This is a genomic window from Prolixibacteraceae bacterium, from assembly GCA_019856515.1.
Taxonomy (GTDB): Bacteria; Bacteroidota; Bacteroidia; order Bacteroidales; family Prolixibacteraceae; genus Halosquirtibacter; species Halosquirtibacter xylanolyticus.
The window spans coordinates 2,356,152-2,371,006 of the sequence record CP082230.1; the positions used below are offsets into that span (position 1 = coordinate 2,356,152).

At 39.7% G+C, this 14,855-nt stretch carries 14 protein-coding genes; 13 read left to right on the top strand and 1 reads right to left on the bottom strand.

The window, feature by feature from the left end; all coding sequences use genetic code 11:
* Positions 1-31: 31 nt before the first annotated feature.
* Complete coding sequence (gene carA, locus K5X82_08355; protein QZT38895.1) at positions 32-1,120, bottom strand: glutamine-hydrolyzing carbamoyl-phosphate synthase small subunit; 1,089 nt, start codon at positions 1,118-1,120, stop codon at positions 32-34.
* Between the two features lie 335 nt (positions 1,121-1,455).
* Between carA and K5X82_08360 the strand changes: the two genes are divergently transcribed.
* The 13 genes from K5X82_08360 (at position 1,456) to K5X82_08420 (ending at position 14,735) form a co-directional block, all read left to right on the top strand.
* Entirely contained in the window at positions 1,456-1,968 is a 513-nt protein-coding gene (locus tag K5X82_08360; protein QZT38896.1) for an ArgR family transcriptional regulator, read from the top strand.
* Between the two features lie 66 nt (positions 1,969-2,034).
* Positions 2,035-2,709 (top strand): GNAT family N-acetyltransferase, encoded by a 675-nt coding sequence (locus K5X82_08365; protein ID QZT38897.1) that lies wholly within the window; start codon positions 2,035-2,037, stop codon positions 2,707-2,709.
* Positions 2,710-2,910: 201 nt separating this feature from the next.
* Complete coding sequence (locus K5X82_08370) at positions 2,911-4,104, top strand: argininosuccinate synthase (protein ID QZT38898.1); 1,194 nt, start codon at positions 2,911-2,913, stop codon at positions 4,102-4,104.
* Between the two features lie 157 nt (positions 4,105-4,261).
* Positions 4,262-5,236 (top strand): N-acetyl-gamma-glutamyl-phosphate reductase, encoded by a 975-nt coding sequence (gene argC, locus K5X82_08375; GenBank protein QZT38899.1) that lies wholly within the window; start codon positions 4,262-4,264, stop codon positions 5,234-5,236.
* Positions 5,237-5,238: 2 nt separating this feature from the next.
* Positions 5,239-6,363, top strand: coding sequence for an aminotransferase class III-fold pyridoxal phosphate-dependent enzyme (locus K5X82_08380; GenBank protein QZT38900.1), 1,125 nt, complete (start codon positions 5,239-5,241; stop codon positions 6,361-6,363).
* A 142-nt stretch (positions 6,364-6,505) separates the two neighbouring features.
* Entirely contained in the window at positions 6,506-7,291 is a 786-nt protein-coding gene (gene proC, locus K5X82_08385) for a pyrroline-5-carboxylate reductase (protein ID QZT38901.1), read from the top strand.
* A 4-nt stretch (positions 7,292-7,295) separates the two neighbouring features.
* A complete protein-coding gene (gene proB / locus K5X82_08390) occupies positions 7,296-8,399 on the top strand; it encodes a glutamate 5-kinase (protein ID QZT38902.1) in 1,104 nt (367 codons plus the stop codon).
* A 13-nt stretch (positions 8,400-8,412) separates the two neighbouring features.
* A complete protein-coding gene (locus K5X82_08395; protein ID QZT38903.1) occupies positions 8,413-9,663 on the top strand; it encodes a glutamate-5-semialdehyde dehydrogenase in 1,251 nt (416 codons plus the stop codon).
* A gap of 18 nt (positions 9,664-9,681) precedes the next feature.
* Positions 9,682-10,059, top strand: a complete 378-nt coding sequence (locus tag K5X82_08400; GenBank protein ID QZT38904.1) for a group III truncated hemoglobin — start codon at positions 9,682-9,684, stop codon at positions 10,057-10,059.
* A gap of 13 nt (positions 10,060-10,072) precedes the next feature.
* Positions 10,073-11,020, top strand: a complete 948-nt coding sequence (locus K5X82_08405) for an N-acetylornithine carbamoyltransferase (GenBank protein ID QZT38905.1) — start codon at positions 10,073-10,075, stop codon at positions 11,018-11,020.
* Between the two features lie 10 nt (positions 11,021-11,030).
* Positions 11,031-11,804 carry an acetylglutamate kinase gene (gene argB, locus K5X82_08410; protein QZT38906.1) on the top strand — a complete coding sequence of 258 codons (774 nt, stop codon included), beginning with the start codon at positions 11,031-11,033 and terminating at the stop codon, positions 11,802-11,804.
* A 112-nt stretch (positions 11,805-11,916) separates the two neighbouring features.
* Complete coding sequence (locus tag K5X82_08415) at positions 11,917-12,993, top strand: M20 family metallo-hydrolase (GenBank protein ID QZT38907.1); 1,077 nt, start codon at positions 11,917-11,919, stop codon at positions 12,991-12,993.
* A gap of 368 nt (positions 12,994-13,361) precedes the next feature.
* The gene (locus K5X82_08420) at positions 13,362-14,735 is read left to right on the top strand and encodes a hypothetical protein (GenBank protein ID QZT38908.1); all 1,374 of its coding nucleotides are present in this window, start codon (positions 13,362-13,364) and stop codon (positions 14,733-14,735) included.
* Positions 14,736-14,855 lie beyond the last annotated feature (120 nt).

Below are 14,855 nucleotides of genomic sequence, written 5' to 3' on the forward strand. Positions count from 1 at the left end.
TTAATCATGATCTTAAAGTAATGTCTTTGGGTTATTGCTTCGCTTTGCTTTTCTCGATACTCTCGATGAATTCATCAAATAGATACTCTGTATCTACTGGTCCAGAAGAAGCTTCTGGGTGGAACTGTGTAGAGAAGAATGGCTTGCTCTTATGGCGTATTCCTTCGTTGGTTCCATCATTTACATTGATAAACAGCTCCTCCCACTCTTCAGGTAGCGTATCTTGGTTGATCGCATAACCGTGATTCTGACTGGTAATGAAACAGCGTTGTGTTCCATTTAACAGTACAGGTTGGTTGTGACTACGGTGACCATATTTCAGTTTGTACGTCTCACATCCTGCAGCACGTCCTAAAAGCTGGTTTCCTAAACAGATACCCATAATTGGAGTGTCTCCATCTAAAGCTTTACGAATATGAGAAACCGTTGCTTCACATTTTATTGGATCACCAGGTCCATTTGAAAGAAATATACCATCGCAATCGATCTGAGTGAAATCATAATCCCACGGTACTCTAATCACTGTAGTATCTCTTTTCAGTAGACAACGGATGATATTATACTTAACTCCACAATCTACAAGAACGACTTTATGATTACCATTTCCATAGGTAATTACTTCATCGGTACTTACCAAAGCAGCTAGATTCTCATCGTTAGGATCACAGAAATCGATCGGTTGATCTTCAAATTCGATCTTTCCTTTCATCGATCCTTTCTCTCTTAGAATCTTAGTTAGCTGACGAGTGTCAATACCAGTAATCCCCGGAACATCGTTCTCTTTTAACCAATCACCCAAACTCTTTTCGGCATTCCAGTGACTGTAGTCATCCGTGTAATCGGCAACAACAAGACCCGATGCATGGATACGATCTGATTCATAGAATTTCTCTACTCCCTCTTGCTGATCAGCCGAAGGGATTCCGTAATTCCCTACCATAGGATAAGTCGGAACCAATATCTGTCCTTTATATGAAGGGTCAGAAAGGCTTTCGGTATATCCTACCATTGCGGTGTAAAAGACAACCTCACCAGCAATCGATTTTTCCTTTCCAAATGACTTTCCTTCGAAGATCGTTCCATCTTCCAAAACTAACTTAACATTACGAAGTTTATGCATCACAGCGTATTTATATGTATGGTATATATCTATTATTTCGTAAAAAAAAACATAAAAAAAATGCGCCCCCACTACTTAAATTTTTAAGTAGTGAGAACGCATTCCTTCCAGACAATGCGACCTTGGAGATCGGTATTTTGAGCCTTATTTTAAACACGGTACAAATTTAGGGTAAAAAAAAAGAAACTGCCAAATAAATTATTATAAAAATGAATATTTTTTCATTAACATTGGTTTAACAAAGGATATTATTCACTATTTCTGCATATTTATGTAGGAGTTGTGAATAAAAGTGATATATTTGCATTGTATTCATGAATAAATATTCATCAAAAATGAAAACAAAAAAGGAGCGCTTAGTAAAAATAGTGGAGTTGATACAGAAATTTCACATAGAAAACCATGAACATTTACTAAGACTATTGGATGAAGCAGGATACGAAGTTGCGCAAGCAACACTATCAAGAGATCTAAACAGTCTGCGAGTTGTTAAGATGCGAGATGAAAATGGCGGGTTCTACTACCACCTTCCACCTTCACAGGATACGGTAGATAATTCGTCGGGAAATGAGTCAAACACGTCGCATGTTAACTTTCTAGCCGATGGCTTTAGAAGCTTGGTTTTTTCAAGCAATACTGGAGTAATTAAGACCACTCCAGGCTACGCGAGTAGCATTGCGGCCATTATAGATGGTCAGGATATTTTTGAGATATTGGGAACAATAGCTGGTGACGATACTATTTTACTTGTCATTAGAGAGGGAGTAACAAGAAAGTCAGTAGCAATAGCACTGATTCAACTATTCCCTAGACTATCTAACTCCATTCATCTAGAAGACTATCCTTAATATCAATATCGTATTGGTATCAGAGAATCGTTATGGAGTAGATAATTTATTAACGAGAGAAAACGAATGAAAGCGGGAATTAATATTGACGTGGTCGTAGCTACCGAAGCACATATACTATATGTAGAAGTTATCAATGATACTATCGAGAAAGCCTCAAAAGAGCGTGGAACGGGTATTGCAAAACGTACATATGAATATGTAGCCAATAAGATTTCGGAAGGCAAAGCAGTGATTGCACTTCATGGCAATGAGTTTGCAGGATTCTGCTACATTGAATCGTGGGGACACAATAAGTTTGTGGCCAATTCAGGTCTGATTGTATCTCCTGAATATCGAGGACATGGGCTAGCAAAACGAATCAAGAAGCGAGCCTTTGAACTTTCACGTCAAAAATTTCCTGATGCTAAAATATTTGGATTAACCACAGGACTTGCTGTGATGAAAATCAATTCAGAATTAGGTTATCGTCCCGTAACTTTTTCAGAGTTAACCGACGACCAAGCCTTTTGGGGTGGTTGTAAAAGTTGTGTTAACTACGACATTCTGGAACGTACAGAAAAAACCAAATGTTTATGTACTGGAATGCTCTTCGATCCTGTATGGGAAGAAGAGAAACAGAAGCAGGAAAGCAGATGGCAGCGATGGAAGTTATGGCTTAGAAATCGTAAGGACAGAATGGTCGCCTTTGCATTTACTGGAGTCCGTGTTGAGAATAATACCCGTTCTACAGTAAAATAGAGATAAAACTGTTTCAATATAGTATTGGTTATAAAATAGAAGCATAAAAATTTCTATGGTATAAGGGGATGTAGCCTAAGCAAGTGAGGCAAACAGGAATACTGTCTAAAATCGTTTGTCTTACAGAGGTAGGATACATCACCCAGCCTAGAAATCTCATCATATTTAAGATCAAAATCATCGTTTAATATACATACTCCAATGGAAAATAAGAAAGTAGTTTTGGCCTATAGTGGTGGATTAGACACCTCTTATTGTGCCATGTATCTAGCGAAAGAGAGAGGTTTAGAAGTTTATACTGCCTTAGCAAACACAGGAGGTTTCACCCAAGAAGAGTTAGTTGTCATTGAGAAGAAGGCACTTGCTATGGGAGTGAAAGCTCACGTTACACTAGACGTTACCCAAGAGTACTATGATAAAGGGATACGTTATATGGTTTATGGCAATGTGATGCGTAACAACACCTACCCTATCTCTGTTAGTTCAGAACGTATTTTCCAAGCCATGGCTATTGCACAATATGCCAATGAAATTGGAGCTAAATATATTGCTCATGGTAGCACTGGGGCTGGTAACGATCAGGTTCGTTTCGACTTAGCCTTCGAAGTTCTATCACCACAAATCGAAGTCATCACTCCTACACGTGACATGCAGTTGACCCGTGAATATGAGATCAACTACTTAAAAGAACATGGAGTAGATGCTGATTTCGAGAAGATGGAGTACTCGATCAATGCAGGCCTTTGGGGTACTAGTATCGGAGGAAAAGAGACTTTAACTTCGGATCAAACACTTCCGGAGTCGGCCTACCCAAAACAGGTAGAGAAGACCACTCCTGAGACGATGACTATTGGCTTTAACAAAGGAGAGATAAGTACTGTCAATGGTGTAGCTTATGACAATGCGATAGATGCCATTCGTAAAGTAGAAGAGATCGGTTCTGCATTTGGTATTGGACGTGATATGCACATTGGGGATACTATTATTGGAATTAAAGGTCGTGTTGGTTTCGAAGCAGCAGCTCCGATGTTAATCATCAAGGCACACGAGATGCTAGAGAAGCACACCTTGACCAAGTGGCAACAACATTGGAAAGATCAGCTAGGCAATTGGTACGGGATGTTTATGCATGAGTCGATGTACCTTGATCCCGTGATGCGTGATATTGAGAAGTTCTTAGAGAACACCCAACGTAATGTTACTGGGGAAGTATCGATCATGTTAAAACCAGAACACTTCACTCTAGTAGGTATTCAATCAGAGAATGACCTGATGCGCTCTAAGTTCGGCGAATATGGTGAAATGAATAAAGGCTGGAGTGCTGATGATGTCAAAGGATTCACAAAGATTCTTTCAAATCAACTTAAGATATACTACTCGGTGAACGAGGAGTAATACCAATTCAAAAACACATGTATTGGTTCATCCAATACTTAAATTTATCCTGAATAGAGGGACCCCGATAGTGGGTCCCTTAAGATAAATACAACCCAAAATTAAAAAATCACCTCTCTCATATATCGAGAGAAGGAAGCCTATAAATTAGAATACCATGGATCATAAAATAAGTGTTGGCATCGTTGGTGGCGCTGGCTATACAGCGGGAGAACTACTTCGTATTCTTCTTTTTCACCCATATGTTCAGATCACCCATATTCAAAGCGGAAGCTATGATGGCAAGTTGGTTACAGAGGTACACAAAGACCTTATTGGAGAAACCAACATTCGTTTCTCTGATATCGAAATGGATCATGTAGATACCATCTTTTTATGTATGGGACATGGCAAGTCGAAAGAGTATATGGAGAAGACAGATATCCCTAGTCATGTGAAGATCATCGACCTCTCTCACGACTATCGCTTGAAAGCCAAAGGAAACGACTTTGTTTATGGTCTTCCTGAATTAAACAGAGAAACCATTGCCCAAGCACAACATATTGCCAATCCAGGGTGTTTTGCCACTGGAATCCAACTGGCACTACTTCCATTAGCCAATGCCCAACTACTGAAAGACGATATTCATATCCAAGCCATCACAGGCTCTACGGGTGCAGGTCAAGCACCTTCAAGAACATCTCATTTCAGTTGGAGAAACAACAACCTATCTGTTTATAAAGCATTCTCACACCAACACTTAGGCGAAATTGGACAAAGCATCACTCAGCTACAGCCCGATTTCAATCACGATATCAACTTTATTCCACTAAGAGGCAATCATACACGAGGAATATTTGTGAGTGCTTACACCCAATACAGTGGTTCTTTGGAAGCTGCACAAGCATGTTACAAAAGCTACTATGCATCTCACCCTTTTGTTCATGTCGTGGAAGAGAATCCCGACTTGAAACAGGTGGTCAACACCAACAAAGCGCTGGTTTACCTAGAAGTACATCAAGGAAAGCTAATGATCCTTACATGTACCGACAATCTACTCAAAGGGGCTTCAGGACAAGCGGTACAAAATCTTAATATTTTATATGGACTAGATGAATTCACTGGTCTTCATCTTAAACCATCGGTATTTTAGTTATGAAACTATTCGACGTTTACTCTCTGTTTGATATTACCCCTGTTAGTGCCAAAGATTGCACCATTACAGATAATGAAGGAAAAGAGTACTTAGATCTATATGGAGGACACGCCGTGATCTCTATAGGTCATAGTCACCCTCTCTATGTAAATAATTTGCAAGATCAAGTTGCCAAAATTGGGTTCTATTCTAACTCTGTACAGAACCCATTACAAGAGGCTCTAGCTTCTAAACTTGGAAGCATGTGTGGCTATTCTGATTACGATCTATTCTTGACAAATTCAGGGGCTGAGTCTGTGGAGAATGCACTTAAACTAGCCTCATTTCATACTGGCAAAACAAAGGTAATCTCTTTTGATAAATCATTTCATGGACGTACCTCTGCAGCAGTGGCAGTAACAGACAACCCGAAGATCATTGCACCTATTAATGCACAACACCAAAATATAATCTTGCCTTTCAACGATCTTTCAGCAGTTAAAGCGACCCTTAAAGAAGAGAAAGTCGCTGCCATTATCGTTGAAGGAATCCAAGGTATTGGAGGAATCAGAATACCAGACAAAGCATTCCTAGAAGGAGTTCGAAGTCTGTGCGACCAATATAAAGTTGTTCTTATTCTTGACGAGATCCAATCAGGATATGGACGTAGTGGTAAATTCTTTGCACACCAACATAGTGGGGTGAAAGCCGATATCGTAACGATGGCCAAAGGGATGGGGAATGGATTTCCGGTAGGAGGTGTTCTTATTGCACCACATATAAAAGCCGTGAAAGGAATGCTTGGCACCACCTTTGGAGGTAACTACCTGGCTTGCAGCGCTTCATTATCAGTCTTAGAGGTAATGGAAAAGGAGTCTTTAATAGAGAATGCCGAAAAGATAGGAAATCATCTCATGAATGCACTTGCATCTATCCCACAGATCAAAGAGGTTAGAGGACAAGGATTAATGATAGGAATTGAGATGGACGAACCGATTGCTCCATTAAGACTCTCGCTACTTAAAGATCATCATATCTTTACTGGTGTAAGTGGGCAACACATCATTCGTCTGCTTCCCCCATTAACTCTTACACTAGAAGCAGCAGATCGATTTATTGAAACCTTTAAGAAGGTATTGATATAGAGATAGCAAAACAGATACGGTTTATGCTAACATATCATTAGCATAATACTTAAAAGTAGGTACTATTATAATGAAATAGAGAGAGATTGTTATCTTTACATGACAAAACTCATTGTATTTTTTTATTAGATAACAGTAAGATATGGATAAAATAGCAGTAATTGGCGGAGGCAACTTAGGCGTTGCAGTGACAGAAGGAATATTAAAAGCTGGAATGGCCCCCCAATCCATTCATGTTACACGTAGACGTGTCCATTATCTTAAAGCTTTAGAAGAAAAAGGTGTTCTTGTAGGAAGTGATAACGTAGCGGCAATTACCGGTGCCGATCTTATCATCTTTGCAGTAAAACCTGCACAAGCATTAGGTATTTTAGAAGAGATAAGACCACTGTTAACTAAAAATCAGATCTTTGTCTCTTTGGTTGCAGGAATCAATTTAGAGCATATGGAGAATGTATGGGGGATACCTTCAATATGTTTCAGAGCGATGCCAAATACTGCCATTGAACTACAGGAATCGATCACCTGTATATCACACCAAATCACTACGGTAGAGAATGTAGCTGCCATCGAGAAGTTATTCCAAACATTGGGTCCTGTTTTAATTATTCAGGATGATATGATGGCTGCAGCAACCGTACTAGGATCTTGTGGAATTGCCTTTGCACTTCGATTTATACGTGCCGCACAACAAGGAGGAATAGAGATAGGTTTTAATGCAGAGAATTCACTGAAGATTGCAGCACAAATGGTCAAAGGGGCAGCAGAATTGGTACTTCAAAATGGGAATCATCCTGAACAAGAGATTGACAAGGTAACCACACCACATGGTATTACCATCTCCGGATTAAACACCATGGAGCACCAAGGCTTCTCGTCTGCACTTATTCAAGGAGTATTAACCTCTTACAATAAGATTAAATCCTAACTCTATGGCTGGACAACTAGAAAATAGGTCCATAAAACGTATTGCTGTCAAGGTGGGTAGCAATGTGTTGACCAAAGAAGACGGCAAGCTTAACATTGCTATCATGGCACATCTAGTGGATGAGATTGCCGCTTTACGCACCAAAGGTGTAGAGGTCATTCTCATCTCTTCGGGAGCAGTAGCAGCTGGTCGTAGTGAAATAGATACCACAGGTAAGATGGACAACGTCTCAGAGCGTCAACTCTATTCAGCCGTAGGACAAGTAAAGCTTATTCGTCGCTACAGTGATCTTTTTAAAGAACATGGATTGACTTGTGCACAAATTCTTACGACCAAAGAGAACTTTTCAGACCGTGGTCACTACCTCAACATGAAGAACTGTTTCGACACCCTGTTAGAGCAACAGGTGATTCCTATTGTAAACGAGAACGACACCATCTCGGTGGAGGAGCTTATGTTTACAGATAATGATGAATTATCAGGTCTCATTGCTTCTATGACAAAAGCCGACATGCTTCTTTTACTGACCAATGTGGATGGACTATATACCGGAGACCCGAGCCACCCTGATTCAGTGTTAATAGATGTGGTCACCGAAGAGAGCACCGATTTAGAGAAATATATCCAACCGCTTAAATCGACAAGAGGTCGTGGCGGGATGGCAACCAAATTCAGTATTGCAAAAAAGATGACCAGTCAAGGGGTAGATGTGGTTATTGGATCGGGGTTAAGACACCAGATCATCCAAGATATTGTATTTCAGAATCCAAAAACTCCATATACATGGTTTCAGAGCAACCACGATAAGGCAAAACCTATTCGCAGATGGTTAGCACACTCCTATGATTTTGCACAAGGAGCCATAAAATTAAACCATGGAGCCAAAATGGCGTTACACTCAAATGAGGGGGTTAGTGTTCTGCCAATAGGCGTAATCGAAATAGTCGAACCTTTCGAAACAGGAGAGATTATCAAGCTTTTAGATGAAGCAGGACAACCCATTGGCATTGGGAAAGCGAACTACGATGCACACACCTTAACCCAAGAGATGGGGCAAAAGGATAAAAAACCCATCGTACACTGTGATTATCTGTCTCTAAATCTTTAAATTTGAATGTAACATGAAACTCAATAATATATTACATAACACACGCAAAGCTTCTAAATCGTTAGCATTTGTCGAAGCAGAAAAGATCAATCAAGTTCTGAATCATTTGGCCAACTTATTAGAGAAACACTCTGGTGAGATTCTACATGCCAATGAAAAAGACACGGATCGTATGGAGTCTGAGGACCCTAAATTTGATCGTCTGCTGTTAACAAAAGAACGAATAAGTGGTATTGCGTCGGATCTTCGTAACGTAGCCTCTCTCCCATCACCACTGGGAAAGACCCTACAATCTATCACTCGACCTAATGGTATGTCGATAGAAAAAGTGCGTGTTCCTTTTGGGGTGATCGGAGTGATCTATGAAGCTCGCCCTAATGTAACCATTGATGTATTCTCTCTCTGTCTAAAGTCAGGAAACTGCTGTATCCTTAAAGGGGGATCAGATGCTTACTATTCCAATGAATATTTGGTCACATTGATCCATAAAGCACTATCTCACTATGGGCTAGATCCACAGTTTGCATCTCTTCTATCAACCGATAGATCAGAAGTAAACGAACTTCTTCATGCAGTTCGTTATGTGGACCTTATCATTCCTAGAGGTAGCCAACAGTTGATTGAATTCGTAAGAACCAATGCAACCGTTCCTGTTATCGAAACAGGGGCAGGAATATGTCACACCTATTTTGATAAATATGGAGATGTAGAGAAAGGCAGAAATATCATTACCAATGCCAAAACACGAAGAGTGAGCGTTTGTAATGCATTAGACTGTTTGATTCTTCACCATTCGCGCTTAGACGATTTGCAAGAACTAACTTCTGAGTTAGCTAAATTGGAGGTGATTATCCATGCCGATGAAGAGAGCTACAACAAACTTGTTTCTTGTTACCCATCCTCTCTTTTACAAAAAGCCACAGAGAAAGATTTTGGAACCGAATATCTAAGCCTTCAGATGTCTATCAAAACAGTAGCATCATTAGAAGAGGCATTAGATCATATCGACCAATTTAGCTCAAGACACTCCGAAGCCATCGTATCAGATAATGTTCGGAATTGTGAGATCTTCTGTCGCACCGTAGATGCCGCTGCCGTATACGAAAATGTATCTACTGCATTTACCGATGGGGCACAGTTTGGTTTAGGTGCTGAAATTGGAATCAGCACACAGAAACTACATGCAAGAGGCCCTATGGCTTTAGAAGAGATCACAAGTTATAAGTGGATCATAAAAGGGGATGGTCAGATTCGATCTAATTAACACCAAACGATGAGTGCCATGAATAGAGACATTGAAAACCTTGACGACATTACCCTATTGGTAAAAACATTCTACGATGAACTATGTAAGAATCCAGTGATGGATCATCTATATAACAAGGTGATGAAGATCGATTGGGAAGAACATATCCCTATCATGGTACATTTTTGGGGATCTCTCGTATTACGCTCTGGTAGCTATAGAGGGGATATCATCGGTCATCACCACCATGTGATAGATAAAATACCATTAACCTTATCGATGTTTGAACAGTGGGAACACTGTTTTATCGAAACCCTAGATAGCCTCTTTCAAGGCACCAATACCGAGAAGACAAAAAAACGTGTAACAGCCATGACAAAGTCACTCGTCACTAAATTGAATATTAATTCATAAACCATTCACCACAATGAAAAACTTCACCTCTGTAAAGGACATTCCAAGTATAGAAGAAGCGCTGCAGGTAGCAAAAGAAGTAAAAGAAAATCCTTATGGATTCAAAGAGTTAGGAGACAACAAGACCATGATCTTGATATTCTTTAACTCTAGCCTTCGAACTCGACTGAGTACCCAGAAAGCAGCCATGAATCTTGGGATGAACACCATGGTTCTTAATGTAAACCAAGATGGTTGGAAACTAGAATCAGAACTAGGGGTGGTGATGGATGGTGATAAACCAGAACACTTACGAGAAGCAATTCCTGTGATTGGCTCCTATTGTGATCTGATTGGTGTAAGGGCGTTTGCATCTCTAGAGGATAAGAGTTCTGATTACCAAGAGAAGATCATCCAGCAGTTTATCGATTATGCTGGAGTTCCTGTAGTGAGTATGGAGGCTGCAACACGTCACCCGCTTCAGAGCTATGCCGACCTTATCACTATCGAGGAGCATAAGAAAGTAGATAGGCCTAAGGTCGTACTTACATGGGCACCACATCCCCGTGCATTGCCACAAGCGGTAGCCAACTCTTTTGTAGAGTGGATGAAAGAGACCGACTATGAACTGGTGGTAACCCACCCTAAAGGCTACGAGTTAGCAGATAGTTTTATGGAAGGCGTGACCGTAGAATATGACCAAAAAAAGGCCTTCGAAGGAGCCGACTTTATCTATGCAAAGAACTGGTCTGCTTATCACGACTATGGACAGGTACTATCGAAAGACCGTTCATGGTGTGTCGACCAAGAGAAGATGGCTTTGACCAACGATGCCAAGTTTATGCACTGTCTTCCTGTACGTCGTAATATGATTGTCTCCGACAGTGTGATTGATAGTGAAAACGCTATTGTCATTGACCAAGCAGCCAATAGAGAGGTGTCGGCACAAGCTGTGATTAAGATGATTCTTGAAGACCAATAGACAGAATACAATGAAAAAAGTTACGATCATTAAGGTTGGAGGGGCAGTGGTGGAGTCCCCAGACTCACTAGAAGCTTTTCTAAATAACTTTGTACATATAGAAGGGGCAAAGATACTCGTACATGGTGGTGGACGTAGTGCTACTGCCATGGCCGAACGTCTACAGATACCCACCAAGATGGTGGATGGAAGAAGGGTGACAGATGAAAACATGTTAGAAATTGTCACTATGGTATACGGAGGTTTGGTAAATAAAAATATTGTTGCCAAATTACAGTGCAAAAAGCTGAATGCATTGGGACTTACAGGAGCCGACATGAATCTTATTGAGGCTCATAAAAGGCCTGTAAAGGACGTAGATTATGGTTTTGTAGGAGATATAGATCGCATCAATACGGATGCTCTAATGGCGCTTATATCGCAAGGAATCACACCTGTGGTAGCACCATTAACCCATGACCTTAAAGGAAACCTATTAAACACCAATGCAGATACCATTGCTGCATCATTAGCAGTGGGACTCTCAGCAGAATGTGATGTAGATCTCTATTATGGATTCGAAAAGAATGGGGTACTCAAAGATGCAAATGATGACCACAGTGTCATCACCTCTATGACAACCCGTGATTTTGAAATATTAAAGACAAGTGGAGCCATACATAGCGGCATGATCCCTAAATTGACCAACTGCTTTGATGCAATTGCTCAAGGGGTAAGACGTGTCTATATTGGCCATGTGGATAATATTAACCATCTAGACAGAGGAACACATCTGCATGATTAAAGAACTATCCTATCTAGTAGTGGTCTTTCATCAACGCTTGACAATAGTGTTAATGAAAGACTACGACTAGATAGAAGGAGATATATTATTTACCATCTAAATCTGTAGTGTTATGACGCCCAACTCTTTCTTGTCTCTAATTAAAGAAGATGCTTTACTTCTACTTAAATCGATGATACAAACCCCCTCTTTCAGTAAAGAAGAGGATCAAGTATCTACATTGATTTCCGACCAGCTGACGTCGTGGGGTATAGCACACGAGAGAAAGAAGAATAACCTTTGGTCGAAAGATCCTCATTGGGACGACAACAAACCTACCATTCTTTTTAACTCGCATATCGATACCGTCCAACCTTCCAAGGACTATACCATGGACCCTTTTGGAGGGGAAGAGGTAGAAGACAAAATCATCGGTTTGGGAAGTAACGACGCTGGAGCATCTGTTGTATCACAACTCGCAGCTTTTCGATATCTATCACAACTATCTGACCGCACCTATAACCTGATTTGGAGTGCTACTGCGGAAGAGGAGATCTCTGGTAAGAACGGTGTAGAGTTCCTTCTGCCCAAACTAGGAAACATTGATTTAGCCATCGTAGGCGAACCTACACAATTAGATATTGCTGTAGCCGAAAAAGGATTGATGGTCATCGATGCCACCGTCGAAGGAGTAGCTGGTCACGCTGCCAGAGACGAAGGAGACAATGCCATATACAAAGCCATCAAAGATATAGATCGCATCGAGAAGTTTGTCTTCGACAAAGAATCCGACGTCCTCGGACCTGTCAAAGCCACGGTCACCATGGTCAATGCAGGCACACAACACAATGTGGTCCCTGATAGATGTACTTTTGTTATCGACATCCGCTCCAACGGCCTTTATGCCAATAAAGAGATCTTGGAGATACTACAAAACACATTGGATGCCAAGCTCCGTCCTCGTTCCACACGCCTCAATGCCTCCAACATCCCTCTAGACCACCCCATGGTAAAAAGATGTATCGCCTTAGGAAGTACAGCCTACGGCTCCCCTACCATGTCAGATCAAGCCTTAATGTCTTGTCCATCTATCAAGCTAGGACCAGGAGATTCCGCACGATCACATACTGCCAATGAATTTATCTACAAAGACGAAATACTAAATGGCATTGAGTACTATATCAAGATGTTAGAAGGGTTCTCTTTTTAGAGAAACCCTTCGATAAACATATATACCCGATCCATCATCATCAACACGTATGGCGTGCCTATGAATTGGCACAAACCACCACATACTAACTTCAAATATTATATGATGGGATCGGACGGACTTTCAGCCCCTTAGTCTCTTTACGATCTATCCCCAGCGCTTCGCACTAGACTGGTAACTGTAGCGCCTTCAGCACACTATTGTCATAACATATTAGTAATCGTCTTACTCCAAGTGCTTTTCCATAGCTATACTCTTAAAACAAAACGATTGATAGGAATACATTAACAGTGTCTTAGTTGTTTTATAACAACATTTATTAACATATAAACATACTTTTACACTATTAATTTAAAAAGTTACTCATAATGAATCGAATTTCTACACTTTTGGTTATTTCCCTAATAACTTTAACTTCTTATGCACAAAAAGGCTTTGACAGAGATGCGTATATGAATACGATAGTCAACAATACCAAACTTGTTGTGACCAAAGAGAAAATCAGGTCTATAATTGATACTATCAAGAAGGTTCATCCGTATAGTTTTGATAGTATTGGCAATCTCCCACTTAACACTTTCATTGAAAATCTTGAACTTCCTAAGGACAGTCTCAACTATCTTGAATTTAGTCGATACCTTAGCTCTATTTTTGAACCCTTGTCCTATGAAGACTCTCACTTCAGCATTAGCCCGAGATTATATCAAAGGCTTAAAATTACAAATGAGAAGGGGGAAACAGAAAGTATTGAAACCAATAAGATTAAGATCAAGGAAATGCCAATTCCTCCTTTTGTTGGAATAAATATCCATGACACGGTTATTGTAAAAAAATCATACTGTGATGAAATTAAGCGTGGCGATATTATTAAATCGATCAATAATATTCCAATAGAAAGTTTGATTTCAAGCGATTTAATTCAACGTCACGTTGATCCTGAGCGATTAACTCTATTAAATGATTTTCTCTGTTATAATCAGTATAACATCACACTCCATAGGAATAATAAGGATATAGAAGTCAAAGTAGATGCTATACCACTAAAGAAAAACAGATCTGGATATAGGTATTTCAGTGGAGAATATATGAAAGAAGACGGAATAGGATACTGTAAAATAAGAACGTTTACGAACAATAAATACATTTTTAAAGATCTAAATCGATTCTGTAAGAAGGTAAAGAAAAACGGAGGGGATAAAATTATAATTGACCTAAGAGGCAATCCAGGAGGAAGTGGTGATTATATCGATAGTTTTCTATCTATTTTTTGTGACAAAGATTCCATCTATGGTCTCAAATCAGCATATGTACGGGCTTCAAAATTTACATCCGAATATAATTTTAAACCAGAACAAATTACCCAAAATATTCCTTTAGAGGGTGAAAACTGTCGCCATACGTTTCCTTTAAAGAAAAAATTATTTCTAGACCTAGATCTTTATGTTTTTATTGACAAAGACACCCATTCATCTGCAGCCAGTTTTGCGAACTTAGTCCAATACAATAATATTGGAACTATTGTTGGAGAGAAATCAGTACACAATGTTCTGAAATATGGTGAAATAGTCCCTATACTTCTTTCCAAAAGCATGTTTATCCTATCCACCGTCAAATATAGTGAATACACAAAAAGCAATGATGGATATCTCTATCCTGATATACCTTTAGCCCCTGATGCTACAGCTTATATCAAATCCCAAGACCCTGTTCTAGATGCTTTTGTAAAACAATTACAGAATTAATGTATTAAACTTTAATAAAGATCAGATCACTTATTTTCAATCATAATAAGTGATCTTTTAATATTTATAAAAATTACGATTAAAGGACAGATACTCCATTTCAAAAAAATAGACGGAAGC